Annotated in this window: 21 protein-coding genes and 2 tRNA genes; 15 read left to right on the top strand and 8 right to left on the bottom strand. The window is 72.3% G+C overall.

Annotated features, from left to right (window positions below):
* The first annotated feature begins 53 nt into the window (after positions 1-53).
* A complete protein-coding gene (locus tag ACFY4B_RS02755) occupies positions 54-1,019 on the top strand; it encodes an NAD-dependent epimerase/dehydratase family protein (protein WP_049648964.1) in 966 nt (321 codons plus the stop codon).
* Entirely contained in the window at positions 1,019-1,318 is a 300-nt protein-coding gene (locus tag ACFY4B_RS02750; RefSeq protein ID WP_049648963.1) for a putative quinol monooxygenase, read from the top strand. Before ACFY4B_RS02755 ends, ACFY4B_RS02750 begins: the two co-directional genes overlap by 1 nt.
* A gap of 129 nt (positions 1,319-1,447) precedes the next feature.
* Here ACFY4B_RS02750 and pepN read toward each other — a convergent pair whose 3' ends face one another.
* Positions 1,448-4,012 carry an aminopeptidase N gene (pepN, locus tag ACFY4B_RS02745; RefSeq protein ID WP_387966283.1) on the bottom strand — a complete coding sequence of 855 codons (2,565 nt, stop codon included), beginning with the start codon at positions 4,010-4,012 and terminating at the stop codon, positions 1,448-1,450.
* A 226-nt stretch (positions 4,013-4,238) separates the two neighbouring features.
* On the opposite strand from pepN, the gene ACFY4B_RS02740 reads away from it, so the two are divergent.
* Entirely contained in the window at positions 4,239-4,871 is a 633-nt protein-coding gene (locus ACFY4B_RS02740; RefSeq protein ID WP_074000681.1) for a DsbA family protein, read from the top strand.
* A 66-nt stretch (positions 4,872-4,937) separates the two neighbouring features.
* On the opposite strand, the gene ACFY4B_RS02735 is transcribed toward ACFY4B_RS02740, so the two are convergent.
* Positions 4,938-6,365: an amino acid permease gene (locus tag ACFY4B_RS02735; RefSeq protein ID WP_117487765.1), complete on the bottom strand. Its 1,428-nt coding sequence runs from the start codon at positions 6,363-6,365 to the stop codon at positions 4,938-4,940.
* A 266-nt stretch (positions 6,366-6,631) separates the two neighbouring features.
* Between ACFY4B_RS02735 and ACFY4B_RS02730 the strand changes: the two genes are divergently transcribed.
* The 4 genes from ACFY4B_RS02730 (at position 6,632) to ACFY4B_RS02715 (ending at position 10,050) form a co-directional block, all read left to right on the top strand.
* The gene (locus ACFY4B_RS02730; protein WP_074000683.1) at positions 6,632-7,231 is read left to right on the top strand and encodes a biotin transporter BioY; all 600 of its coding nucleotides are present in this window, start codon (positions 6,632-6,634) and stop codon (positions 7,229-7,231) included.
* Positions 7,232-7,310: 79 nt separating this feature from the next.
* Positions 7,311-7,796, top strand: a complete 486-nt coding sequence (locus ACFY4B_RS02725) for a ribose-5-phosphate isomerase (RefSeq protein ID WP_049648958.1) — start codon at positions 7,311-7,313, stop codon at positions 7,794-7,796.
* A 329-nt stretch (positions 7,797-8,125) separates the two neighbouring features.
* Positions 8,126-9,352: a PP2C family protein-serine/threonine phosphatase gene (locus ACFY4B_RS02720; protein WP_079271718.1), complete on the top strand. Its 1,227-nt coding sequence runs from the start codon at positions 8,126-8,128 to the stop codon at positions 9,350-9,352.
* A gap of 500 nt (positions 9,353-9,852) precedes the next feature.
* On the top strand, positions 9,853-10,050 hold the full coding sequence (locus ACFY4B_RS02715) for a hypothetical protein (protein ID WP_049648957.1): 198 nt from the start codon (positions 9,853-9,855) through the stop codon (positions 10,048-10,050).
* Between the two features lie 33 nt (positions 10,051-10,083).
* On the opposite strand, the gene ACFY4B_RS02710 is transcribed toward ACFY4B_RS02715, so the two are convergent.
* Positions 10,084-10,875 carry a DUF6348 family protein gene (locus ACFY4B_RS02710; protein WP_143204453.1) on the bottom strand — a complete coding sequence of 264 codons (792 nt, stop codon included), beginning with the start codon at positions 10,873-10,875 and terminating at the stop codon, positions 10,084-10,086.
* Positions 10,876-11,064: 189 nt separating this feature from the next.
* Between ACFY4B_RS02710 and ACFY4B_RS02705 the strand changes: the two genes are divergently transcribed.
* Entirely contained in the window at positions 11,065-11,622 is a 558-nt protein-coding gene (locus ACFY4B_RS02705; protein ID WP_387966282.1) for a hypothetical protein, read from the top strand.
* Between the two features lie 105 nt (positions 11,623-11,727).
* Here ACFY4B_RS02705 and ACFY4B_RS02700 read toward each other — a convergent pair.
* Positions 11,728-11,798, bottom strand: a tRNA-Gly gene (locus ACFY4B_RS02700).
* 182 nt (positions 11,799-11,980) lie between these two features.
* Between ACFY4B_RS02700 and ACFY4B_RS02695 the strand changes: the two genes are divergently transcribed.
* The 5 genes from ACFY4B_RS02695 to clpX all read left to right on the top strand — a co-directional run bounded on the left by ACFY4B_RS02695 (position 11,981) and on the right by clpX (position 16,927).
* Positions 11,981-12,054 (top strand) — tRNA-Pro (locus ACFY4B_RS02695).
* A gap of 305 nt (positions 12,055-12,359) precedes the next feature.
* Positions 12,360-13,751: a trigger factor gene (gene tig / locus ACFY4B_RS02690; RefSeq protein WP_074000685.1), complete on the top strand. Its 1,392-nt coding sequence runs from the start codon at positions 12,360-12,362 to the stop codon at positions 13,749-13,751.
* A 268-nt stretch (positions 13,752-14,019) separates the two neighbouring features.
* Positions 14,020-14,640, top strand: coding sequence for an ATP-dependent Clp protease proteolytic subunit (locus ACFY4B_RS02685; RefSeq protein WP_049648988.1), 621 nt, complete (start codon positions 14,020-14,022; stop codon positions 14,638-14,640).
* 56 nt (positions 14,641-14,696) lie between these two features.
* Positions 14,697-15,359 (top strand): ATP-dependent Clp protease proteolytic subunit, encoded by a 663-nt coding sequence (locus ACFY4B_RS02680; RefSeq protein WP_049648953.1) that lies wholly within the window; start codon positions 14,697-14,699, stop codon positions 15,357-15,359.
* 278 nt (positions 15,360-15,637) lie between these two features.
* Positions 15,638-16,927, top strand: a complete 1,290-nt coding sequence (gene clpX / locus ACFY4B_RS02675; protein ID WP_045696864.1) for an ATP-dependent Clp protease ATP-binding subunit ClpX — start codon at positions 15,638-15,640, stop codon at positions 16,925-16,927.
* Between the two features lie 69 nt (positions 16,928-16,996).
* Here clpX and ACFY4B_RS02670 read toward each other — a convergent pair whose 3' ends face one another.
* Positions 16,997-17,827, bottom strand: a complete 831-nt coding sequence (locus ACFY4B_RS02670; RefSeq protein ID WP_387966281.1) for a hypothetical protein — start codon at positions 17,825-17,827, stop codon at positions 16,997-16,999.
* A gap of 190 nt (positions 17,828-18,017) precedes the next feature.
* On the opposite strand from ACFY4B_RS02670, the gene ACFY4B_RS02665 reads away from it, so the two are divergent.
* Together ACFY4B_RS02665 and ACFY4B_RS02660 are read left to right on the top strand one after the other, a co-directional pair.
* Positions 18,018-20,657: a valine--tRNA ligase gene (locus ACFY4B_RS02665; RefSeq protein WP_049648951.1), complete on the top strand. Its 2,640-nt coding sequence runs from the start codon at positions 18,018-18,020 to the stop codon at positions 20,655-20,657.
* Positions 20,658-20,968: 311 nt separating this feature from the next.
* Entirely contained in the window at positions 20,969-21,493 is a 525-nt protein-coding gene (locus ACFY4B_RS02660) for a hypothetical protein (protein WP_074000687.1), read from the top strand.
* Between the two features lie 31 nt (positions 21,494-21,524).
* On the opposite strand, the gene ACFY4B_RS02655 is transcribed toward ACFY4B_RS02660, so the two are convergent.
* From ACFY4B_RS02655 to ACFY4B_RS02645, 3 genes are all read right to left on the bottom strand, one after another.
* On the bottom strand, positions 21,525-23,072 hold the full coding sequence (locus ACFY4B_RS02655) for a chitinase (RefSeq protein ID WP_387966280.1): 1,548 nt from the start codon (positions 23,070-23,072) through the stop codon (positions 21,525-21,527).
* 165 nt (positions 23,073-23,237) lie between these two features.
* On the bottom strand, positions 23,238-24,383 hold the full coding sequence (gene wecB / locus ACFY4B_RS02650; protein ID WP_310593133.1) for a non-hydrolyzing UDP-N-acetylglucosamine 2-epimerase: 1,146 nt from the start codon (positions 24,381-24,383) through the stop codon (positions 23,238-23,240).
* A 52-nt stretch (positions 24,384-24,435) separates the two neighbouring features.
* The gene (locus tag ACFY4B_RS02645) at positions 24,436-25,869 is read right to left on the bottom strand and encodes a glycosyltransferase family 2 protein (RefSeq protein ID WP_082345126.1); all 1,434 of its coding nucleotides are present in this window, start codon (positions 25,867-25,869) and stop codon (positions 24,436-24,438) included.
* Positions 25,870-26,028: the final 159 nt, after the last annotated feature.

Raw genomic sequence — 26,028 nt, 5'->3', positions numbered from 1 at the left:
GCGCGTCGCGGGGCCGCGGACGGAACGAGAGAGAAAGAGACAGGAAAGAGCAGATGGCAGACATTTGCGTCATCGGCGGGACCCGCTACTTCGGCAAGCTGCTGGTGCGCCGGCTGCTGGCGGCCGGCCACCGCGTCACCCTCGTCACCCGCGGCCGGACCCCGGACCCGTTCGGGGACTCCGTCCGACGGCTGCGCGCGGACGTCAACCGTCCCGGCGAGCTGGCCGAGGCGGTCGCCGGGGAGCGGTTCGACGCCGTGGTGCACCAGATGTGCTACACCCCCAACGCCGCCGTGGAGGCCTGCGAGGCCTTCGGGGACCGGGCCGGGAAGCTGGTGCTGACCAGCACCATCGAGGTCTACAACCGGGACACCTTCCGCGGGCCGGTCGCCGCACCGGAGTTCGGCGCGCTCGCCCGCGAGGAGGAGCTCGACCCGGCCGGCTACCCGTACGACCTCACCCTGCCCTGGCAGGACGACGACTACCTGGAGGCCAACTACGGCGAGGGCAAGCGCCAGGCCGAGGCCGCGGTGACCGACCGCGCCCGGGTACCGGTGCTGCTGGCCCGGGTGGCCCACGTGCTGGCCGAGGAGGGCGACTTCACCGGCCGCTACCGCTTCCACGTCGACCGGATCCGGGACGGGCGGCCGATCGTGGCCCACGCCGGGCCGGGCCGGACCTCGCTGGTGCGGGCCGAGGACGCGGCCGGCTTCCTCGCCTGGGCGGCCGTGAACGAGGTGACCGGAGCGGTCAACGTGGCCTCCCCGGACACCGCCGACGTCTACGATGTCGTTGCCTCGGTGGAGGGGGCGACCGGGCTGACGGCCCAGGTCATCGAGAAGGAGGACCCGGCGGGCGACCCCGACCTGTCCCCGTTCTCCTGCCCGGCCGACTTCGCGATGTCGGCCGACCGGGCCGCCTCGCTCGGCTACCGGTTCACCCCCATCGCCGAGTGGCTGCCCGCGCTCGGCCGGGCCGCCGCCGCCGACACCGATCCCACCACCGCCAAGGAGCAGTGATGTTCGACCTCATCGTCATCGTCAGGGTCACCGAGCCGGACGGCGTCCCGGCGGTCGCCGACGCCCTGGCCCGGATGCGGCCGCTGTGCCTCGCCGAGGACGGCTGCGTCAGCTGGGAGGCGTACCACTCGCAGGACGACCCGGGCCGCTTCGTCCTGGTGGAGCGCTGGGCGACCCGGGAGGCCTGGGAGGCGCACGACGGCGGCGACGCGATCCAGAAGGTCTACATCCCGGACATCCTGCCGCGGGTCGAGCGCGAGGTGCACCCCAGCGTTCCGGTCTCCGTGAGCGCCGGCTGAGCGCACCGGCCGCGCCGGAGAACGGCCGTGGGCCCCGGCCCGCCCCTGGTTTCCAGGAGCGGGCCGGGGCCCACGGCCTTTACCGCGTACGGCTGTCGCGGCGCGGTCGGTGCGGCGTACGGCGGCCCGTCAGATCCGGTCGCAGGCCTGCGCCCGCAGCGCGCGGGCCAGGTCGTCCCGGCGCTCCAGCACCAGGCGGCGCAGCGCCGGCGCGGCCTGCGGGTGCCCGGCCAGCCAGCCGTCGGCCTCGGCCAGGGTCTGCTCGGAGGCCTGGGCGAGCGGGAAGAAGCCGCCGACGATCCGGATCGCGATCTCGATGGTCCGGTCGGCCCAGACCCGCTCCAGCAGCTTGAAGTACGGCGCCGCGTAGAGGGCCGTCAGGTCGCGCTGGGAGGGGATCGAGAAGCCCCCGGTGTTGGCCTCGACCAGGGCGCTCGGCAGCTCGTCCGAGTCGATGACGGCCGACCAGGCGGCGGCCTTGGCCTCCGCGGTGGGCCGGGCGGCCAGGCACTGGGTGTGGTGCCGCTTGCCGCTCGCGGTGTTGTCGGCGGCCAGCTCGGCGTCGAGCTCCTCGTCGGCGGCCTGGCCGGCCGCGGCCAGCGCCAGCCACAGCGACCAGCGCAGGTCCTGGTCGACCTCCAGGCCGTCGATCCGGGCGCTGCCGGACAGCAGGCCGCGGACCAGGCCGAGGTGTTCGGCGCCGCCCGCGGTCTGGGCGAGGAAGCGGGCCCAGGCCAGCTGGTGGTCGCTGCCGGGGACGGCCTCGCGCAGCTCGCGCAGGGCGCCGTCGGCGAGCAGCCGGCCGCCCTCGCCGCGCCAGGCCGGGTCGGCGTACAGGTCGACGGCGGTCTTGGCCTGGGCGTGCAGGGACTGGAGCACGCCGATGTTGCCCTCCTGGCCGGCGAAGCGCAGCACCAGGGCGACGTAGTCGCGGGCCGGCATCAGGCCGTCCCGGGTGAGGTTCCAGACCGCGGACCAGGTCAGCGCCCGGGCCAGCTCGTCGCGGATCTCGCCGAGGCCGGCCCGCAGGGTCTCCAGCGACTCCTCGTCGAAGCGGATCTTGCAGTAGGTCAGGTCGTCGTCGTTGAGCAGCACCAGCGCCGGGCGGGGCAGGCCGGCGGCCTCGGTGACGACGGTCCGGGCGCCGGTGACGTCCAGCTCGATCCGCCCGGTGCGGACCAGGGCGCCGTCCGCGTCCCGGTCGTACAGGCCGACCGCGATCCGGTGCGGGCGCAGCACGTCGCCGTCCTGGAGCACGGCCAGCTCGGTGATCCGGCCCTCGGCGTCGGTGGTGACCTGCGGGGTGAGCGCGTTGACCCCGGAGGTCTGCAGCCAGGCGGCGGCCCAGGCCTTGAGGTCGCGGCCGCTGGTCTCCTCCAGCACCTCCAGCAGGTCGCCCAGCTCGGTGTTGCCGAAGGCGTGGCGCTTGAAGTAGCGGCGGGCGCCCTCGAAGAACGCCTCCGAACCGACGTACGCCACCAGCTGCTTGAGGACGGAGGCGCCCTTGGCGTAGGTGATGCCGTCGAAGTTGAGCTTGGCGTCCTCCAGGTCCCGGATGTCCGCGGTGATCGGGTGGGTGGTGGGGAACTGGTCCTGCCGGTAGGCCCAGGCCTTGCGCTGGTTGGCGAAGGTGACCCAGGCCGAGGAGTAGCGGGTGCGGGCGCCGATCAGGCCGTAGGAGCCCATGAAGTCGGCGAAGGACTCCTTCAGCCACAGGTCGTCCCACCAGCGCATGGTGACCAGGTCGCCGAACCACATGTGCGCCATCTCGTGCAGGATGACGTTGGCCCGGGCCTCGTACGCGGCGTCGGTGACCTTCGAGCGGAAGACGTACTCCTCGCGGAAGGTGACGCAGCCGGGGTTCTCCATCGCGCCGATGTTGTACTCGGGGACGAAGGCCTGGTCGTACTTGCCGAAGGGGTACGGGTAGTCGAACTGCTCGTGGAAGAAGTCGAGTCCGAGCTTGGTGACGCCGAGGATCTCGTCCGCGTCGAAGTACGGGGCCAGCGACTTGCGGCACATCGCGGAGAGCGGGATCTCCAGCGCGGTGCCGTCGGCCAGTTCGCGGCGGTAGTGGTCGCGGGCGACGTGGTACGGGCCGGCGACGACGGCGGTGAGGTAGGTGGAGATCGGCCTGGTCGGCGCGAACTCCCAGGTGCGGGCGCCGTCCTGCTCGGTGACGTCCTCGTGCGGGGCGTTGGAGCGCACGTCCCAGGCGGCCGGGGCGGTCACGGTGAAGGTGAACGGGGCCTTCAGGTCGGGCTGCTCGAAGTTCGCGAACACCCGGCGGGCGTCGGCCGGCTCGTAGTGGGTGTAGAGGTAGGTCTCGCCGTCCACCGGGTCGACGAAGCGGTGCAGGCCCTCGCCGGTGCGGCTGTAGGCGCAGTCCGCCTCGACGGTCAGCACGTTCTCGGCGGCGAGGCCGTCGACGTGGACCCGGGCGCCGTCGTAGGCGGTGGCCGGGTCGAGGGCGCGGCCGTTGAGGGTGACCGAGCGGACGGCGGGGGCGAGCAGGTCGAGGAAGGTGTCCGCACCGGGCTGGGAGCAGCGGAAGGTGACGGTGGTGGTGGAGCGGAAGGTGCCGGCCTCCCGGTCCGGGGCCGAGGTCACGTCCAGCCGGACCTGGTAGCCGTCCACGGCCAGGATGCTGGCCCGCTGCTGCGCCTCGTCGCGGCTGAGGTTCTTGCCCGGCACGGCGGTACTCCTTTGTCCGGCTCGCACGGTGGTGCGCCTGTGGGTGGTGCGGTCTCGGCGCGGGGTGTGCCCCGCGCACGCGGGGTCATCCTTTCACGCCCCGCGGCGTCAGTACCATTGCACAGGCCGCCGCGTTCGCACCGGAATCAGCGGTGCGGGGCGGGTGTTGGCGTTCCCGGGGCGGAACTCCTCCGTGTCCCGGACCACCTCACGAAGGGCACCCGCAGTGACGACTGCCGCTGAGCGCAAGACCGCCGACTTCTGGTTCGACCCGGCCTGTCCGTGGGCGTGGATGACCTCCCGCTGGCTGATCGAGGTCCAGCAGGTGCGTCCGGTCGACGTGCGCTGGCACGTGATGAGCCTGTCGGTGCTCAACGAGCACCGGGACCTCCCGGAGAACTACCGGGAGCTGCTGGACAACGCCTGGGGCGCGGTGCGGGTCTGCGTCGCCGCCGCCGAGCAGCACGGGCCGGAGGTGCTCGGACGGCTCTACACGGAGCTGGGCGTGCGCTTCCACAACCAGGGCCTGCCGCAGAACCGGGAGACCGTCGAGGCCGCCCTGGTGGCCGCGGGCCTGCCCGCCGAGCTGGCCGCCGCGGCCGACACGGACGCGTACGACGAGGCCCTGCGCGCCTCGCACCAGGAGGGCATCACCCTGGTCGGCGAGGACGTCGGCACCCCGGTGATCGCGGTCGAGGGCGCGGACGGCGAGCGGGTGGCCTTCTTCGGCCCGGTGGTCACCCCCGCCCCGAAGGGCGAGGCCGCGGCCCGGCTGTGGGACGGCACCCTGCTGGTGGCCTCCACCCCGGGCTTCTACGAGATCAAGCGCACCCGTACGGCCGGCCCGTCCTTCGAGTAACGGCGCCGGACACGCGGCAGGGCCCGGTACCGCTCGGTACCGGGCCCTGCCGCGTGCGCGGGGAGGTCAGCGGAGCGCGGCGGCGTCCCGGCGCTGCTTGAGCAGCCCGGCGACGGTGAGCGCCGCGACCAGCACGCCGGCCGCGTACAGCTGCTGGCGGTTGCCCTCGGTGGTGGTCATCAGGGCGAGGATGCCGGCCACGGCGGCCATCGCGATCCAGGTCAGGTACGGGTAGCCCCACATCTTCACGGTGAGCAGCTCGGGGGCCTCGCGCTCCAGCCGGCGGCGCATCCGCAGCTGGACCACGCAGATGAACAGCCAGACCACCAGGATCGCCACGCCGGTGGTGTTCATCAGCCAGGTGAACACGGTGTCCGGCCAGAACTTGGCGGCCAGCACGGCGCCGAAGCCGAACAGACAGGAGGCCAGGACGGCTCTGCGCGGCACCCCGCCGCCGACCTTGGCCAGCGCCTTGGGGCCCTGGCCGCGGCCGACCAGCGAGTACGCCATCCGGGAGGCGCCGTAGATGTTGGCGTTCATCGCGGACAGCAGCGCGACCAGCACCACCACCTGCATGATCAGTCCGGCGGCGGGCACCCCGAGGTGGCTCAGCACGGTGACGTACGGGCCGTCCGCGACGACCTTCGGGTCCTTCCAGGAGACCAGGGTGACCACCAGGGCCATCGAGCCGATGTAGAAGATCGCGATCCGCCACACCGCGGTGCGCACGGCGTTGGCGACGTTCTTCTTGGGGTCGTCGGACTCGGCGGCGGCGATGGTCACGGTCTCCAGACCGCCGTACGCGAAGACCGAGGCGAGCAGGCCGACGATCAGCCCGCTGACGCCGTTGGGCAGGAAGCCGCCCTCGCCGGTGAGGTTGTGCGCGCCGGGGGCGCCGGGGCCGATCACCCCGGCGATGCCGAGCCCGCCGAGGACCAGGAAGGCGATGATCGCGGTGATCTTGATGGCGGCGAACCAGAACTCGAACTCGCCGAAGTTCTTCACCGCGGTGAGGTTGCTGGCGCAGAAGAAGGCCATGAACAGGGCGACCCAGACCCAGGCGGAGACGCCGGGTATCCAGCCGTTGACGATCTTCCCGGCGGCGGTGGCCTCGGCGGCGACGCCGCAGCAGAGCATCACCCAGTACATCCAGCCGGCCGTGATCCCGGCCCAGGGGCCGATCTCCTTCTCGGCGTGCACCGAGAACGAGCCGGAGGCGGGGCGGGCGGCGGACATCTCACCGAGCATCCGCATGATCAGCATGACCAGGAGGCCGGAGAGCACGAACGCCAGGATGATCGCCGGGCCGGCGGCCGCGATGCCGGCGCCGGAGCCGACGAAGAGGCCGGCGCCGATCACGCCGCCGAGGGCGATCATGGACAGGTGGCGCTGCTTCAGGCCGTGGGTGAGCTGCTGGCCACCCGGCGCCGGGGCCGCGGCCGGTCGGGTGCCGTCGGGGGTCCCGGGCGCCGGAGGGGCGGAAGTGGGGGCCATAGGGGTGGTTCCAGACTGTGCGGTATGCGACATGAGCTGTCCAATATCCGGCGCCGCCGCTGTCCATGCCAAAGATGATCGGTTCGGGCCCAGTATGCGGACCATGCCGAAACCCAAAGTGATCATGTTGTGACCAGGGGTTGTCCCGAGTCGGTTCCGACAACGCCCGAGGGCGGGGGTTTGTCCGAAACCGTGCCGTTCGCCCAGTGGATCACCGCGTAGGTTCACAGGTGTTCACTCACCTGGACTCTCACGGAGGAGCCCCGATGGCCACTGCCACCACCCCGATACCGCGCCGCGCCGTCCTCGCCGACCTGCTGCCCGCCGCCTCCACCCGCCTCGGCGCCCAGGCCCGCGACCTGGCCCTGGTGGCCGGCGGCGCCGCGCTGACCGGCGTGGCCGCCCAGCTGTCGGTCAACGTCCCCGGCTCGCCGGTCCCGGTCACCGGCCAGACCTTCGCCGCCCTGCTGGTCGGCACCGCGCTCGGCACCCGCCGCGGCGCCGCCTCGCTGGTGCTGTACCTGCTGGCCGGCATGGCGGGCCTGCCCTGGTTCACCGGCGGCGCCACCGGCTGGGCGTTCCCGACCTTCGGCTACGTGCTCGGCTTCGTCGTCGCCGCCGCCCTGACCGGCGCGCTGGCCCGCCGGGGCGCCGACCGCACCCCGGTCAACACCGCCGTCACCATGGTCCTCGGCAGCCTCGCCATCTACGCGGTCGGCGTCCCGTACCTCGCCCTGTCGCTGCACGTCCCGCTCGCCCGCGCCGCCGAGCTCGGCCTCTACCCGTACCTGGTCGGCGACGCCCTCAAGGCCGCCCTCGCCGCCGGCGCCCTGCCGCTGGCCTGGAAGCTGCTCGGCCGGCGCTGACCACCCCCGCCGCGCCGACCGCTCCCCGCCGGCGCCCCCGTTGTCGGGCCCGGGCGCACGCGCATGCCACACTCATGGCATGCGCGTGTACCTGGGCTCAGACCATGCCGGATACGAACTGAAGAACCACCTCGTGGAGTGGCTCAAGGGGGCCGGCCACGAGCCGGTCGACTGCGGGCCGCACATCTACGACGCCGAGGACGACTACCCGCCGTTCTGCCTGCGCGCCGCCGAGCGCACCGCCGCCGACGAGGACGCCCTGGGCATCGTCATCGGCGGCTCGGGCAACGGCGAGGCGATCGCCGCCAACAAGGTCAAGGGCGTCCGGGCCGCGCTGGCCTGGAGCGCGCAGACCGCCGAGCTCGGCCGTCAGCACAACAACGCCAACGTGATCTCCATCGGCGGCCGCATGCACACGGTCGAGGAGGCCACCGGCTTCGTCGAGGTCTTCCTCAAGACCCCCTACAGCGGCGAGGCCCGGCACACCCGCCGGATCGAGATGCTGAGCGAGTACGAGACCACCGGCGAGCTCCCGCCGATCCCGGCCCACCACCCGCAGGGCTGATCCCGCCACCCACCCTCTCCGGCGGCCGGCCGCACGCTCCCGTGCGACCGGCCGCCGCCGTCTCCGGGCCCCCGGAAGCGCGTGACGCGCCCGGAACGGCCCCGCGCCGCCTGTGGGATCGGCCACAGGCCCCCGCGTGCCGGAACCTCCGCGCGCGGGGCGCACGCGCCGCCCGCACGGTTCGTACGCCCAACCCGCGCAGGCCTCCTGACGGCACGCCCGCAACCGTTCCGATCGGCCGAAACCCGGTGGACGCCCCGCACTCCGGCGCCACCGCCCGCCCCCGTCCCGTCGACGCCGGGCGGTGCCCGTGGATAGGGTCGGACCCCATGGCTGGCAGAGCGCCGGGCACACCGCCCCAGACGACTGCGACGAGGCCCGGCGCCGCCCCGGCGTCCGAGTCCGTGACGGCCCGGTTGCGCAAGAGGCTCCGCCGGGTCCGCCGAAGGCTGCGCACGGCCGGGGTGGACTACTTCCGCGGCGGCGCCGCCGACTGGCCGGTGCTCTGCGCGCTCGCCCTGCTCGTCCCGCTGCTGATCATGCTCAACATCTGGATCCCCGGCTGGGCCCCGCCCACCTCCCTGGTCCTGCCGATCCTGGCCGGCGCCCTGCTGCTGCGCCCCGGCAGCCTGGTGGTGCTCTACGCGCTGGCCGCCCTCGGCCTCTCCTCCGAGTCCGTGATCCACACCGGCCAGCGGGTCGCCAGCAACAACCCCGAGGCGTACCTCTACGGGGTGACCCCGGGCGCGGCCCTGGTGGTCGGCGCCGCCGGCGTGGGCGGCCTGCTGCTCGCCCAGTTCCGGGCCCGGGTCGGCGTGCCGTGGTGGGGCGGCTCCACCATGCTGTTCGACCTGCGCGAGCGGCTGCGGGTGCAGAGCCGGGTGCCCGAGCTGCCGGACGGCTGGCACGCGGACATGGCGCTGCGCCCGGCCGGCGGCCAGTCCTTCTCGGGCGACTTCGTGGTCGCCGCGCGCACCGGCCCCGGCCAGCGGCTGCTGGAGGTGGTCCTCGCGGACGTCTCCGGCAAGGGCATGGACGCCGGCTCCCGCGCCCTGCTGCTCTCCGGCGCCTTCGGCGGCCTGGTCGGCTCGCTGCCCGCGCACGACTTCCTGCCCGCCGCCAACGGCTACCTGCTGCGCCAGTCCTGGGAGGAGGGCTTCGCCACCGCCGTCCACCTGGTGCTGGACCTGGACACCGGTGAGTACGAGCTGCTCTCGGCCGGGCACCTGCCGGGCATGCAGCGGCTGGCGGGGGAGGGGCGCTGGGAGGTCAAGCAGGCCGAGGGCCCGCTGCTGGGGATCTACGACGGCGCCAAGTTCGAGGGCGTGCGCGGCCGGCTGAACCGGGGCGACGTGCTGATGCTGTGCACCGACGGCATGGTCGAGGCGCCGGGCCGGGACCTCGGGGAGGGCATGGACCGGCTGATGGGGGAGGCGGACCGGCTGGTGCCCGGCGGCGGACCCGGCACGGGCGCGGGCGCCGCGGGCGCGCTGATCGAGACGGTCGCCCGGGACATCAACGACGACCGCGCCGTGCTGCTGCTCTGGCGCGACTGACGCCCGCTGGCACCCGCCCGGCCCCCGTCGCCGGGGCACATGCCGGAGGCAGCCGCGGCTGTCAAGCCTGGCAGCTGATCTTCAGCCAAATCGGACGCCCCGTCGACTGACCGGACCACTGGCTTCCGTTACCCGCCCCCGACGGTTTCCCGGCCGCTCAGCACGGCCCCGCCGACGATTCGTCAGGACGGCTCCGCTATCGTCCCGGTCGGCGGAAACTCGTCTCGCATCGCAGGATATCGGCGTTGGGCTGACTTTCAGACCTTTACGCAATCGGCACGGTCGACCACACTGAGTCCGGGCGGGACTGTTCAGGATTCGGGGGATAGGGGGCGTCACGTGCGGCACGACAGACAGCGGTCGACCGCGGGCTCCCTCACCGGCGGTGTGCCGGACGGTCCGCGATTCCGCCTCGGGACCGTCGGACAGGCCGGGGTCCGGCTTTCGCAGGTGCCGCCGGGCGGCGGCACCACGCTATGAAAACGAGGAAGTGAGTCCGGGTGGCACTCTCCGTCTCCGCACTGGTCCTGTTCGCGATCCTGTGCATCATCTTCATCCGCAACAAGCAGATGAAGATCCCGCACGCGATCGTCGCCGCCCTGTTCGGCTTCATGCTGCACGAGACCACGGTCGCGACCTCCATCAACTCCCTGCTGGCCAACCTCGCGCACAGCATCTCCGGCATCACCGGAGGCTGATCCGGCCGGGCCGTCCGCACCCCCGCCGCGGGGCTACCGGCCGGCCCGTCTGGCTTCCCGCCAGCGAGCGAAAAGTCCCCGGGGGCGCGCGGCCGCCGGGGCCGGGACACGCATCGGTGCGGGTGCCACGGCACCCGCCGACGTGTGCTGCCCCGACGCCGCAGGCTCGGCCGTCAGCAGGACGAACAGCCGGGCCCAGCACAGCCGTTCACCCCGCGGCCAGTCCAGCGCGCGCAGCGCCGCCGAGGCCGCCTCCGACACCTCGCCGCCCACCCGGACCTCGGCGACGTCGTCCCCCGCCTTGCCGCCCAGGAAGAGCTTGACGCCCACCGGCCCGGTCCCGGTCAACTCCGCGCGCAGCGCGGGCGCGAGCGCCGGCAGCACCCGGTGCTCGGCCAGCCAGCCCGCCAGGTGCTCGTTGCCGAAGCCGAACACCGCGGCCGGCCCCTGCACCGCCCGCCAGCCCGGGAGTTCGGGCAGGGCCGGGCGGTCGGCGTGCACCCCGCGGCCCTCCGCGAACTCGACCAGCACCGGGGCGGTGGTGGTCGCCCACATCTTCACCGCGTTGGCGAGCTTCTCCTCCTCGGTCTTGCCGAGGCCGGCCGCGCAGTCCCACACCACCGGGGCGTCCGCCCGGCCCAGGTGCAGCACGAAGCCGAGGTCCACGTGCCCGGCGCCGTCGTCCCCGGGGTGCTCGCGGACCGCCACCGCGGTGGTGCCGGGGCCGCGGACCACCTCGCCGTCCGGGCGGAACACCTGGCCCAGCCGCGCCATCTCGCGGACCACACAGCGCTGTATGACGGCCAGCCGCTCCTGAGGACCCACCGGGACTCCTCCACCTCGGGAGCGCGCGGATGAGGTCGCGCTCGAACTCCGCTCGAACGCCGCCGAGGCTATCGGCCTGGCAGCCCACCGGGAAACCGTGCGGACCCCGCGGCCCTCCGGTCGCGGAAATGTCCGGCATGCCCCATTTTGGGCAGCGGAACCTGAAGGCCGTCCGCCCGGAGGACCCGCATGCCCCGCAGCGCCGCCCCGCCCCCGCCCGTCCTCCTCGCCCCCGGTCCGCCGCCGTTCGGCCCCGCGGACTCCGGACTGGTCGCCGAGATCGAGGCCTACCTCGCCTCGCTGCCCGCCCCCGCGCGCACCCCGGTGCCGTACGTCTGCCCGTACGGCAGCACCGTGCGGCCCTGGCAGGCCGGCCACCCCGAACCCCGGGCGACCCTGCTCGACCGGGCGCTGGGCCGGCCCGCCCGGCCCGTCCCGGTCGCGGCGGCCGACCACCTCAGGCTCGCCTCCCGCTACATCGGGGCGCACGGCTGGCTCCAGGGCGCGATGTGGGACGAGGTCGGCCGGGTCTGCCTGCTCGGCGCGCAGGCCGCCGTGCTGGCGCACGGCTACGGCACCCCGGCCACCGTGCGCACCGCCCGGGTCCAGCTGATGGAGGTGCTGCACGCCACCGGCCGCCCGGCGCGCTCCCCGGACGAGTACAACGACCGCCCGACCACCCGGGAGGGCGACGTCCACCAGCTGCTGGACCGGGCCGCCGCCCGGGCCGCCCGGCTCGGGCTCTGAGGCCCCCGCGATGCCTCCGGGTGGCCCCGCGACGCCTCCGGGGGCTTCCGGGCGGGAAAACGTCGACGGCCCCGGTGTGCTGGGCACACCGGGGCCGGACCGGAGAGCGGGCGACGAGAATCGAACTCGCGTGACTAGTTTGGAAGACTAGGGCTCTACCATTGAGCTACGCCCGCACGACCTTCCCAGCCGTCACCGGCCGGAAGTTCGGGGGACAGCCTACCTGGTCCGGCCGCCCGCGTGCACACCGGATCGCGCACACCCCCTGCGCGCCCGCGCGGTATATCCCGCGTCGCGCCCGGGCGGATTGTGTCGGCGAGCCGCCCAGGCCCGGCGTGTACGCTTCCTCTCGGCACCACGGGGTGTGGCGCAGTTTGGTAGCGCGTCCGCTTTGGGAGCGGAAGGCCGTCGGTTCGAATCCGGTCACCCCGACAGTGCGGCAGGGTCTCGTCCGTAGGGGCGGGGCCCTGTTCTGTCTCGGCGCTCCCGGACGGCGGTACGGTGGCGCCTGGCGTCCGCCTTTGGTGGTACCGGTAGGATGGGGCGCTGGCGGTAGTCCCTGTGGCGTCAACCCAGGTCAACCGCACGAGGGCGAGGAGTCAAGCTCACCGTCCACCCCACGGGAGATGCAGCTCCAACCGCCCATCGCCCGTCTCGTCCGACCCCCCTTCCGGCTCCGTCCGGACGACGGGGACGGGCGGAGACAACCTGACCGCAAGCCCCTAGGAGACCTAACCGTGAAGAGCGCCGTCGAGACTCTGAACCCGACCCGGGTTCGACTCACCGTCGAGGTGCCCTTCGAGGAGCTCAAGCCCAGCCTCGACGCGGCGTACAAGAAGATCAACCAGCAGGTCTCGGTCCCGGGCTTCCGCAAGGGCAAGATCCCGAACCGGGTCATCGACCAGCGCTTCGGCCGTGGCGCCGTGCTGGAGGAGGCCGTCAACGACGCCCTGCCGCGCTTCTACACGCAGGCCGTCGACGAGGGCAAGATCGAGGTCCTCGGACAGCCCGACATCACCAACATCGAGGGTGTCGAGAAGATCGCCGATGGCGGCGACCTGAAGTTCACCGCCGAGGTGGACGTTCGTCCCGAGGTCACCCTGCCGGAGTTCTCCTCCATCGAGGTGACCGTCGACCCGATCGCCGTCTCCGACGAGGACATCGAGAAGTCGCTGGAGCAGCTGCGCGAGCGCTTCTCCTCGGTCAAGGACGTCGAGCGCGCCGCCGCCGCCGGTGACATCGTGGTCGTCGACCTGGTGGCCAAGGTCGACGGCGAGGTGCCGGAGGACGGCACCGCCAACGGCGTCAGCTACGAGATCGGCTCGGGCCGTCTGATCGACGGCATCGACGAGGCCGTCATCGGCCTGTCGGCCGGCGAGGAGAAGACCTTCGAGACCGAGCTCAAGGGTGGCACCCAGGCGGGCAAGACCTCCGAGGTCTCCGTCACCGTCACCGCCGTCCAGGAGAAGGAGCTGCCCGAGCTGGACGACGAGTTCGCCCAGCTGGCCAGCGAGTTCGACACCCTGGAGGACCTGCGCGCCGACTCCCGCAAGCGCCTGGAGCGCATGAAGGAGTACGACCAGGCCACCCAGGCCCAGGAGAAGGTCCTGGACGCGCTGCTCGCGCTGGTTGAGATCGAGTACCCCGAGAAGCTTCTCAAGGACGAGGTCGAGACCCGCAAGCACAACGTGGAGCACCACCAGCTCCAGCCGATGGGCCTCACCATCGACGCGTACCTGGAGACCCAGGGCAAGACCCGCGAGGAGTGGGACGCGGAGATCGAGGAGCAGGCGAAGAAGGGCATCAAGACCCAGTTCGTCCTGGACCAGATCGTCGCCAACGAGGAGCTGGGTGTTAACCAGGAGGAGCTCACCGAGCACCTCATCCGCCGCGCCGCCGGCTCGGGCCTGACCCCGGACCAGTTCGCGCAGCAGGTCGTCCAGGGCGGCCAGGTTCCGCTGCTGGTCGGCGAGGTCGCCCGCGGCAAGGCGCTGGCCACCGTGGTCGAGGCCGCCAAGGTCGTCGACACCGAGGGCAACGAGGTCAACTTCGACGACGAGGACGAGACGGCCGAGACCGTCGAGGCCGCCGCCGAGGAGACCGCCACCGAGGAGAAGACCGAGGCCTGAGCGCCCCGGTAGCCCCTTCCGGCCGCAGCGGGCCCGGACGCCGTACGGTGTCCGGGCCCGCTGTCGTCCGGCCCGGCGGCCGCCGCGACCCTGCGCTCACAGCGAACAGTTCTGCGTGAGGGATTCTGCGGCCGGGCCTGCGCGTTAGGGTCCTTGGACAGCAACAATCACGACGTGATACCCGGAAGCTGTGCGACACCGCGACGGCCGTGGAGCGACCGTCCAAATCGACTGAGCAGGTGGCTAAGTGACGTTCCCGCAGATGCAGATGCCTGGCCCGATGGCACCGCACGCCGCCGCTGGTGACGTGCTCGGCGGCCTTGGCGACCAGGTCTACAACCGGTTGCTCAACGAGCGGATCATCTTCCTCGGCCAGGCGGTGGACGACGACATCGCCAACAAGATCACCGCGCAGCTGCTGCTGCTGGCCGCGGACCCGGAGAAGGACATCTTCCTCTACATCAACTCCCCGGGCGGCTCGATCTCGGCCGGCATGGCGATCTACGACACCATGCAGTACATCAAGAACGACGTCGTCACCATCGCGATGGGCATGGCGGCCTCGATGGGCCAGTTCCTGCTCACCGCGGGCGCCCCGGGCAAGCGCTTCTCGCTGCCGAACTCCACGATCCTGATGCACCAGCCCTCCGCGGGCCTCGGCGGTTCCGCCACCGACATCCGGATCCAGGCCGAGCAGCTGCTCCGCACCAAGAAGCGGATGTCCGAGCTGATCGCGCACCACAGCGGCCAGTCCTTCGAGCAGATCACCGCCGACTCCGACCGCGACCGCTGGTTCACCCCGGAGGAGGCCCTGGAGTACGGCCTCATCGACGCGATCATGCACAGCGCCGCGGACGTCCCCGGCGGCGGCGGCACGGGCGCTGCCTGAGCCTCGGCCCGGCCCGCGACACCACAGCCCCAACGCCTCGGAGGACAAGGACCCCCATGAACATCCCCAGCCTGTCGGCCGCCCAGGCCCGCGTCGAGGACATGCGCGCCGAGGGCCGCTACATCGTCCCGCGCTTCGTCGAGCGCACCACGCAGGGCATCCGCGAGTACGACCCGTACGCCAAGCTGTTCGAGGAGCGCATCATCTTCCTCGGCTCGCAGGTCGACGACGTCTCGGCGAACGACATCATGGCGCAGCTGCTGTGCCTGGAGTCGATGGACCCGGACCGCGAGATCCAGATGTACATCAACTCGCCCGGCGGCTCGTTCACGGCCCTGACGGCCATCTACGACACCATGCAGTACGTGAAGCCGGACATCACCACGGTCTGCATGGGCCAGGCGGCCTCCGCCGCGGCCGTGCTGCTCGCGGCCGGCACCCCCGGCAAGCGGATGGCGCTGCCGAACGCCCGGATCCTGATCCACCAGCCGTACACCGAGACCGGCCGCGGCCAGGTGTCCGACCTGGAGATCCAGGCCAAGGAGATCTTCCGGATGCGCGAGCAGCTGGAGGAGATGCTGTCCAAGCACTCCAACCGGACGGCGGAGCAGGTGCGCGAGGACATCGAGCGCGACAAGATCCTGACCGCCGAGGAGGCCGCCGAGTACGGCCTGATCGACCAGATCATCTCCACCCGCAAGACCTCGCTGACCTCCTGAGGTCGGCTCCCTCCGGCCCGCGAGCGGGTCGGCGGGGCCCGTCGGGGCGGGGTGCGCACACGGGTGCGCACCCCGCCCCGGCCCATCGGCGGGCCCGTGCGACGGCATCTGTTCGGTATCAATTCGCCCAGGGCGTAGGGCAGACCTGGCGAAGAGGACGGAATCACGGGCCCGGCAGAGTACCGTCGGATAGCGAGACCGAGCGCCGTCGGCGTTGACGGTCCACAGCACCAGGCCCCGGAACCCCTGCGGGGCCCCTGGCGAAGGGGAAGCACCTCGTGGCACGCATCGGAGACGGTGGCGACCTGCTCAAGTGCTCGTTCTGCGGCAAGTCGCAGAAGCAGGTGAAGAAGCTGATCGCCGGCCCAGGCGTGTACATCTGCGACGAGTGCATCGACCTGTGCAACGAGATCATCGAGGAGGAACTCGCCGAGACCTCCGAGGTGCGCTTCGAGGAGCTCCCGAAGCCGCGCGAGATCTACGAGTTCCTGGACCAGTACGTGGTCGGCCAGGACCTCGCCAAGAAGGCGCTGTCGGTCGCCGTCTACAACCACTACAAGCGGGTCCAGGCGGGTGAGGCGGGCCGCAGCGGGGGCAACGGCCGCGAGGACGCCATCGAGCTGGCCAAGTCCAACATCCTGCTGCTGGGCCCCACCGGCTCCGGCAAGACGCTGCTGGCGCAGACCCTGGCCCGGATGCTGAACGTGCCGTTCGCGATCGCGGACGCCACCGCGCTGACCGAGGCCGGCTACGTCGGCGAGGACGTCGAGAACATCCTGCTCAAGCTGATCCAGGCGGCCGACTACGACGTCAAGAAGGCCGAGACCGGGATCATCTACATCGACGAGATCGACAAGGTCGCGCGCAAGAGCGAGAACCCGTCGATCACCCGGGACGTCTCCGGCGAGGGCGTGCAGCAGGCCCTGCTGAAGATCCTGGAGGGCACCACCGCGTCGGTGCCGCCGCAGGGGGGCCGCAAGCACCCGCACCAGGAGTTCATCCAGATCGACACCACGAACGTGCTGTTCATCGTCGGCGGCGCGTTCGCCGGCCTGGAGCGGATCATCGAGGGCCGCGCGGGTGCCAAGGGCATCGGCTTCGGCGCCAACATCCGCTCCAAGCGGGAGTCGGACGCCAGCGACCACTTCCGCCAGGTGATGCCCGAGGACCTGGTGAAGTTCGGCATGATCCCCGAGTTCATCGGCCGTCTGCCGGTGATCACCAGCGTGCACAACCTGGACCGCGAGGCGCTGCTCCAGATCCTCACCGAGCCGCGCAACGCGCTGGTCAAGCAGTACCGCAAGCTGTTCGAACTGGACGGCGTGGAGCTGGAGTTCTCCCGGGACGCGCTGGAGGCGATCGCCGACCAGGCGATCCTGCGGGGCACCGGCGCGCGCGGGCTGCGGGCCATCATGGAGGAGGTGCTGATGTCCGTGATGTACGAGGTCCCCTCGCGCCAGGACGTCGCCCGCGTGGTGGTCACCGGGGACGTCGTCTCCAAGCACGCCATCCCCACCCTGGTGCCGCGCGACATGATCAAGCGCGAGCGCCGGGAGAAGAGCGCCTGACCCGAGGCCGACGCCACGAGGAGGGGCCCCGCACCGGATCCGGTGCGGGGCCCCTCCTCGTGGTGTGCGCTACTTGGCGACGACCATGGCGTCGCGGATCGCCCTGGTCTGGTCGGCCGCCTGGGTCAGGGTGGTCTCCTGGCCGCCGGTGAGCTGGCCGTGGCTGTTCACGTTCATCTTGCTGAAGGTGACCCGGCCGGTGGTGGACCTGTCCGCCCACACGCAGACCGTCGGACCGGGCTTGCCCGCGATCCCGGCCACGCCGCAGGAGAGCTTCGCGGAGGAGTTCCTGGAGTCGCGGGCCGGGAAGTCGGTCAGCGGGGTGGTCCAGGTGACGTCGTCGTCGCCGGTGCTCTTCTTGGCGTCCGCGATGATCTTCCCGGGGTCGTTGAGCTTCCCGTAGACGCCGAGCACCGAGAAGGTGTCGAGGTCGGTGCCCCGGCTGTAGCTGGCCGCGATCACGTGGAGGTCCTTGCCGAAGTCCGCCGCCTCCGGCTTGTTCGGGTCGACGGCCTTGTCCTCGGCCGACTTCTGGGAGTAGCCGTCCGGGATGGTGTCCGGGGCGGACATCCGGTACCGGCCGCCCTGGTCGCTCCCGCCGAGGAACTTCCAGGCGGCGAAGCCGCCGCCGCCCAGCACCAGGGCGCCGACCACCAGCCCGATCACCAGGCCGCCCTTGCCCTTGCGCTGCTGCGGCTGCTGCGGGTAGCCCGGCTGGCCGTACGGGGCCTGCGGAGGCACGCCGTACGGCTGCTGCTGGGGCTGGCCGTACTGCGGCCGGCCGTACGCGGGCGGGGGCGGGGGCGCGCCGTACGGCTGCTGCGGCGGCGGGCCGTACGGCGGCTGACCCCCGTACGGCTGCGGCTGTCCCTGCGGGTACTGCTGTCCCTGGCCGTACATCTGCGTCCGTGCTCCCCCGCCGCACCCGCGGCCTGTCGTCTGTCCGGTCGTCCGTGCCTGTCCGGTCCACCGGACGAGTGCCCGGGCACGCTACCGCACGGCGCCGGGCCGGGACCCGTCCGGTCCGCGCCGGGGCCGCGGACCGGAAAGCGGTTCGTGGCCCACCCCCCGGTTACGTAAACTGTGCGTCGTGACCGACACGACGAACCAGCGCCCCGTGAGCACCTTTGCCGGGGACGAAGCAGCGACCCTCCCGACGACCTACACCCCCGCGGACGTAGAGGGCGAGCTGTACGAGCGCTGGGTAGACCGTGGCTACTTCACCGCGGACGCGAAGAGCGACAAGCCCGCGTACACCATCGTCATCCCCCCGCCGAACGTCACCGGCGTCCTGCACCTGGGCCACGCCTTCCAGCACACGCTGATGGACGCGCTGACCCGCCGCAAGCGCATGCAGGGCTTCGAGACGCTCTGGCTGCCCGGCATGGACCACGCCGGCATCGCCACCCAGAACAAGGTCGAGCAGCAGCTCGCCGAGGAGGGCCTGTCCCGGCACGACCTGGGCCGCGAGGCCTTCGTCGAGAAGGTCTGGGAGTGGAAGAAGAGCTACGGCGGCCGCATCCTCGGCCAGATGCGCCGGCTCGGCGACGGCGTGGACTGGTCGCGCGAGCGCTTCACCATGGACGAGGGCCTGTCCCAGGCCGTCCAGACCATCTTCAAGCGGCTCTTCGACGACGGCCTGATCTACCGCGCCGAGCGCATCATCAACTGGTGCCCGCGCTGCCTCACCGCGCTGTCCGACATCGAGGTGGAGCACGAGGACACCCCGGGCGAGCTGGTCTCGATCCGCTACGGCGAGGGCGACGACTCGATCGTCGTGGCCACCACCCGGGCCGAGACGATGCTGGGCGACACCGCGGTGGCCGTCCACCCGGAGGACGAGCGCTACAAGCACCTCGTCGGCCGGACCATCAAGCTGCCGCTGACCGACCGTGAGATCCCGGTCGTCGCCGACGAGCACGTCGACCCGGAGTTCGGCACCGGCGCCGTCAAGGTGACGCCCGCGCACGACCCGAACGACTTCGCCATCGGCCAGCGCCACGACCTGCCCAACCTGTCCGTCATGGACGAGTGCGGTGCGATCACCGTGCACGGCCCCTTCCTCGGCATGGACCGGCTGGAGGCCCGCTCGGCCGTCGTCGGCGCGCTGCGCGAACAGGGCCGGATCGTCGCCGAGAAGCGTCCGTACATGCACGCGGTCGGCCACTGCTCGCGCTGCCACACCGTGGTCGAGCCGCGGCTGTCGCTGCAGTGGTGGGTCAAGGTCGAGCCGCTGGCCAAGGCCGCCGGCGACGCCGTCCGCGACGGCAAGGTGGAGATCCACCCGAAGGAGCTGGAGCGCCGCTACTTCGACTGGGTCGACAACATGTACGACTGGTGCATCTCGCGCCAGCTGTGGTGGGGCCACCGGATCCCGGTCTGGTACGGCCCGGACGGCGAGGTCGTCTGCGTCGGCCCCGACGAGCAGCCGCCGACCGGCGAGGGCTGGCACCAGGACCCGGACGTCCTGGACACCTGGTTCTCCTCCGGCCTGTGGCCGTTCTCCACGCTCGGCTGGCCGGAGAAGACCGCCGACCTGGAGAAGTTCTACCCGACCGACGTCCTGGTGACGGGCCACGACATCATCTTCTTCTGGGTCGCCCGGATGATGATGTTCGGCCTGTACGCGATGGACGGCGAGGCGCCGTTCAAGACCGTCGCCCTGACCGGTCTGGTGCGCGACGAGTTCGGCAAGAAGATGTCGAAGTCCTCCGGCACTGCGGTCGACCCGCTGGACTGGATGGACGCCTACGGCGCCGACGCCGTCCGCTTCACCCTGGCCCGCGGCGCCAACCCGGGCGCCGACGTGCCGATCGGCGAGGACTGGGTCAAGGGCTCGCGCAACTTCTGCAACAAGATCTGGAACGCGACCCGCTTCGCGCTGATGAACGGCGCCACCGTCGAGGGCCCGCTGCCCGCGCCGGAGGAGCTGACCGCGGTCGACCGCTGGATCCTGTCGCGGCTGAACGCCACCGTCGCCGAGGTGGACGGGCTGTACGAGGACTACCAGTTCGCCAAGGCCACGGACGCGCTGTACCACTTCGCCTGGGACGAGGTCTTCGACTGGTACGTCGAGCTCTCCAAGACCACCCTGGCCAAGGGCGGTCCGCAGGCGGACGCCTCGCGCCGGGTGCTGGGCGAGGTCCTGGACGTCACCCTGCGGCTGCTGCACCCGGTCGTCCCGTTCGTCACCGAGGCGCTGTGGACGGCGCTCACCGGCGCCGAGTCGCTGGTCGTGACCGAGTGGCCGAAGGACAGCGGCTACCGTGACGCGGCCGCCGAATCGGAGATCGCCACGCTGCAGCAGGTGGTCACCGAGGTCCGCCGGTTCCGTTCGGACCAGGGCCTGCAGCCCGCGCAGCGCGTCCCGGCCCGGCTGGAGCTGGCCGGCACCGTGCTGGCCGTCCACGAGGACGCGATCCGCTCGCTGCTGCGGCTGACCGCGCCCGAGGAGGGCTTCGCGGCCACCGCCTCGCTGCCGGTGGCCGGTGCCACCGTGTCGCTGGACCTCTCCGGCACCATCGACGTCGCGGCCGAGCGCAAGCGCCTGGCCAAGGACCTCGCGGCCGCCGAGAAGGAGAAGGCCCAGACCACCGCCAAGCTCGGCAACGAGGCGTTCCTCGCCAAGGCGCCGGACGAGGTGGTCGCCAAGATCCGGGGCCGCCAGGAGGCCGCCGAGGCCGACATCGCCCGGATCACCGCCCAGCTCGCGGCGCTGCCGCAGGGCTGACCGCCCGTCCCCGCCGAAGGGGCCGTACTCCGCGACGCGCGGGGTGCGGCCCCTCGGCGTTTTCCGGGTTCCGGTTCCGGTTCGGCTTCCCCGGCCGCTTTCCTTACACCAAATAGCCCAGGAACATTGCTCCCTTCCGGCGAATTATCATCCTGCGACCGGGTGAGGTCCTATTCCGAGCGAATTGATTCCGGTCTTGCCCGCGCGGGTTCGCGGAAGTTTGCAGGTCCGCTGTGTACCGTGTGCACGGAGTTTCCGAATGGGCGTTTCCGCTGAGCGTTCCTGCTGAGCGACGGACGGGAGGGCATGGCGTGGTGGTGACCGAGGAGTTGGCCGACGAACTGCCTCTGGAGGCGGTCGAGGAGGCCAAGGCCAGGGCGGCGACCCTGCTGCTCGCGTTCCGGCACGGCAACCAGATCGCGTTCGACCACGAGCTGGACCTGCTGTTCGCCGAGCACGCCGAGCGCGAGGTGACCACCCTGCTCGCCTGGATCGCCGCCGAGGCCGTCCGCAAGGCGTACGCCCCCGAGGTCGGCGACCGGGTGCTGCGGGCGATGGCCCGGCGCGCCCCGGAGGACACCGGCGGGGTCGCGGTGGACGAGGAGACCGCGAGCGCGGCCCAGCTGATCGAGGCGGTGGCGGCCGGCGAGGTGGCCGAGGTCCGCGGCCTGGTGGCCGCGACGCCCGACACCACCTTCCTGCTCGGCGGTCTGCTGCAGGGCGTCGCGATGATGCTGCCGCTGCTGCCCGACGGTGAACTGGCCGAGATCACAGCCGAGTTGCGCCGTCGGCACGGCGGAGCCGCGCATGTCCCGGAGGCCCGGGCCGGGGTCTGAACCCGGGCCTCCGGCAGACCGGCCGGGCCGGTTACGGCATGGCGTGCAGGTGCGAGCCGATGGTGCCGGCCACCGGGTTGCCCGCCTTGGCGTCCCAGTTGGTCGACCAGGTCATCGCGCCGCCGATGCCCGGCCAGGTGGCGTCCGGCTTGTAGCTGCCGCAGTTGGTGCCGGAGGCCAGGCAGTCCAGCGCGTTGTTGACGGTGCCGGCGGCGAGGTACCCGCCGCCCGCGGCGCTGGTGGAGGCCGGCACCCCGAGGCCCACCTGGTCGGGCCGCAGCCCGCCCTTGAGCTGGATGCAGGCCAGCGCGGTGAGGAAGTTCTCGGTGCCCTGGGAGTAGACGTTCCCGTCGCAGCCGTTCATCGCGCCGGAGTTGTAGTACTGCATGTTGACGATGGTGAGGATGTCCTTCACGTTCAGCGCCAGCTTGAAGTACTCCATGCCGGTCGACTGCATGTCGATCGTCTGCGGCGCCATGGTGAGGATGAATCCGCTCCCCGCCTTCGCCGCCAGGGCGTGCAGCGCCTGGCCCATGTAGGTGGAACTGATGCCGTTCTCCAGGTCGATGTCGATCCCGTCGAAGCCGTAGCTCTGCATCAGCGCCCAGGCGGTGCTGGTGAAGGTCGCGGCGGAGGCGGAATCGCCCACCCAGACCGTGCCGTTCTGGCCGCCGATGGAGAGCACCACCCGCTTCCCGGCCGCCCGCTTGGCCGCGATGTCGGCCTTGAACTGGGCGTCGGTGTAGCCGCCGAGGCGGGAGGAGAGCGCCGGGTCGAGGGTGAAGCTCAGGCCGCCGCGGGTGGCGGTGGCGTCCGCGAAGGAGACCGCGATGATGTCGTAGGCGGCCGGGACGTCGCTGATCCGCTGGACGGTGGCGCCGTTGTCGAAGTTCTGCCAGTAGCCGGTGAGGATGTGCTTGGGCAGGTCCGGCGGCTTGCCGGTGGAGGTGGAGGTGGAGGTGGGGGTGGGCGTGCCGCTGTCCGTGGGGGTGGCCGTCGGACTCGGCGAGGCGGTGGAGGTGGCGGTGGCCGTCGGGCTCGGTGACGGCTGCGGCCCGCCGGGGCCGAGCAGCGAGACGTCGTCGGCGGCGAAGGCCGGCTGCCCGTACCAGCCGTGCAGGTAGACGGTGACGCTGGTGGTGTTCGGGCCGGTGGTGAAGCTCGTGGTCAGCTGGGTCCAGCCGCCGGCGCCGGGGGTCCAGGTGCTCGGATCGGTGCCGCCGGTGCCGCGGGCGCCCAGGTAGACGTACGAGCCCTGCACCCAGGAGCTCAGGGTGTACGCGGAGGAGGGCTTCACCGGGACGGTCTGGGTGCACTCGCCGGTGTCGCTCCCGGCCGGGGTGGACTGCAGGGCGTATGTGCCGGAGTGGACGGTGGTGCGCTGGACCGTACCGCTCGAACAGGTCCAGCCGGACAGGTTCCCGGTCTCGAAGCCGCCGTTGACGATCAGGTCGGTGTCGGCGGCGTGGGCGCCGGTGCCGCCGGCCAGGACGAGTCCGCCCAGGCCGATGACCAGGGCGCTCGCTCCGGCGAGCAGGGAGTGGACGGCGCGCGGGCGCCGGTGTCGGGCAGGTGGCATGACTCCGTCTCCAGTGGGGGAGGCCCGGCGGGCGCCTCGTGGGGGAGGAGCGCCGTCCGGGGTGTCGATGGTGCGCGTGCGGGAGCTACCGACAACTCAAGTCCCGGTCGGGAACGGAGACTTGCCTCACAAGGTGGAGTAGACCAATTCTGCTGTCAAGAGGACCTAGGCGGCTGAAGGCAAGGCCTGCCGGCCGGCCGGCCCGGCGAGTGCCGCGGTCAGCGCGGCGATCCGGGCCGAGGCCAGGCCGTCGCCGTACGGGCTCGGGGTGGCCGCCAGCCGGGCGAGCCGCTCGGGGGTGTCGGAGAGCCAGGCGCGGGCCAGGGTGCCCAGCTCCTCGCCGGGCCGCACCAGCGCGGCGAAGCCGGCCGCCACCGCCTCCGGACGCTCGGTGGAGCGGCGCACCACCAGCAGCGGGCGGCCGAGCACGGTGCACTCCTCCTGCACGCCGCCGGAGTCGGAGACCAGCAGCGCCGCGTGGCACGCCAGGCCCAGGAAGTCGCCGTAGCCGACCGGGCCGGTGACGGCGAGGCGCTCCAGCAGGCCGTCCAGGCCGAAGCGTTCGACGGCGGCCCGGGTGCGCGGGTGCATCGGGAACAGCACCGGGGTGCCGGCCCGGGCGATCCGGTCCAGCTCGGCGAGCACCGCGCCGAGCGCCTCGGCGGTGTCGGTGTTCTCCGGGCGGTGCACGGTGGCCAGCACGTACGCGTCCGGGCGCAGGCCGTGCGCGGCGAGCAGCGCGGCGCGGGCGGCCCCGTCCGGCAGCTGACGGCGGACCACCTCGACGACGGTGTTGCCGGTGAGCTCGATCCGGTCCTCGGCCAGCGACTCGGCGCGCAGGTTGGCGACGTTCTCCCCGGTGGCGGCGCAGAGCAGGTCGGAGACGTGGTCGACCATCACCCGGTTGTGCTCCTCGGGCATCGCCCGGTCGAAGCTGCGCAGCCCGGCCTCGACGTGGACCAGCGGGATCTCCCGGGCGTTGGCGGCCAGCGCCCCGGCGAGGGTGGCGTTGGTGTCGCCCTGGACGACCACGGCGGCGGGGCGGTCCTCGGCGAAGGCGGCGTCCAACTGGCCGAGGGACTGGGCGATCTGACCGGCCCGGGGGCGGCCGCCGACCCCGGTGAGCAGCTCCGGCCGGGGCAGGTCCAGGTCGCGCAGGAAGCGGCCGGACATCGCCTCGTCCCAGTGCTGGCCGGTGTGCACCAGCCGGGTGGCGTCGCCGAGTTCGTGGATCAGCGGGGCGAGCTTGACCAGCTCGGGGCGGGTGCCGAGGACGACGGCGACGCTGGACGGGGGCAGGCACATGCTCATGCGGGGCTCCGGTGGCGTGGGGGAGGGGCGGCGCGAAGGGAGAGGGGCGGGCTCAGGACTCGAGCGCGGTGGGGGCGCCGAGGGCGGTCTTCTCGGCGTTGCGGCGGGTCTTGGCCCAGCCGTTGCGGCCGAGCAGCATCCGGACCGCGGCCCGGGTGGCGACCACGAACAGGTGGTAGGCGTAGAGCCAGACCAGGACGCCCCAGAGCAGCCCGGTGAGCCGGCCGCGGTCGGGGTGGACGGCCCGGCGGTAGGCGAAGCCCCAGAACACCATCGGCAGCGTGGCGAGCACGAAGGCGAGCAGCATCCACGGGCCGAACCGGAGCTGGAACTCGGCGGTCTCCTCCGGGAAGAGCACCAGCCCGGCGCCGGTGATCCCGAGCGAGACGGGGAAGAGCAGCACCAGCAGCACGCAGACCACCGGCTGGAGGAAGGTGTACAGCACCTCGGCCTTGCCGGTCGCGGTGTAGTGCGGCGAGCGCAGCACCCGGCCGGTGTAGCGCAGGCACTGCATGTTGCCCTGGGCCCAGCGGGTGCGCTGGGTGAGGAAGCGGCGCGGCGAGATCAGGCCCTCCTGGGAGACCTGGGCCTCGGTGACGTGGGTGAGCCGCCAGCCGGCCAGGCGCAGGTCGAGGCCGGACTCGTAGTCCTCCAGCAGGGCGCGCTCCGGCCAGGGGCGGCCGGCCCGGCCCTCCTCGGCGGTGAGCGAGTCGAGGGCGGTGAGCCGGACGAACTGGCCGTTGCCGCCGAGGCCGACGCTGCCGGTGCGGCGGCGCAGCAGCTGCATGCCGGTGTTGGTGGCCTGGAACTCGACGTCCTGCATCCGCACCAGCGCGCGGGCCAGGGCGTTGGCGATCCGGCCGCGGCCGGGCAGCGGGAGCTCGTCGTCGGCGTTGCGCATCCGGACGCCGATCTGGACGGCGCCGGTGTCGGGCCGGCCGAGGGCCTTGGGGTTGCAGACCCGGGCGAGGGTGCCGGGGTCGAGCTGTCCGTCGGCGTCGACCACGCCAATCACCACCCGGGAGCGGTCGGTGCCCTCGGGCAGCCGGGCGGAGATCTCCCGGTAGGCGGCGTTGAGGGCGGCGCCCTTGCCGATCCGGGCGTGCGGGCGGCGGCGCTGGACCAGGTGGATCCGCGGGTCGCGGGCCGCGGCGGCGAGGACCAGCTCGCGGGTGGCGTCCTCGCTGTCGTCGTCGATCACCCACAGGTGGGCCTCGGGCGCGCTGGTCCGCAGGCCGTCCAGGGTCTGGGTGACCACGGCCTCCTCGTCGCGGCAGGGGATCACCAGGTGCCACCGGAAGGCGGCGGGGTCGCCGGGCTCGGCGGGGCGGCCGTGCCGGAAGGCGTGGCGGGAGCCGGCCCAGTACACGAGGAAGCGTCCGAAGACGAGGGCCATGTAGCCGACGAGCGCCAGGGAGATCAGTCCGGCGACCCAGACGACGGCGTCCTGGCGAAGCACGATCCATTCGTGCAGGGCGTCGGGCATGGCGCAGCGCTCCCAGTGATCAAAGGCTGAAGGCTCCTATCGGTTGCGAATCGATGCTTCATTGCGGTTCAAATCGCTAAATCAATAGTAAAGGGAGGAAACTAGCTGATCATGGGAAAGAACGGGCAAAGTGGTCGTTCTCACCCCGTGAGGAGGACC

Origin of the sequence: Kitasatospora sp. NPDC001261 (genome assembly GCF_042896795.1) — a bacterium.
GTDB lineage: Bacteria > Actinomycetota > Actinomycetes > Streptomycetales > Streptomycetaceae > Kitasatospora.
This window is presented reverse-complemented; position numbering and strand designations above follow the sequence as displayed.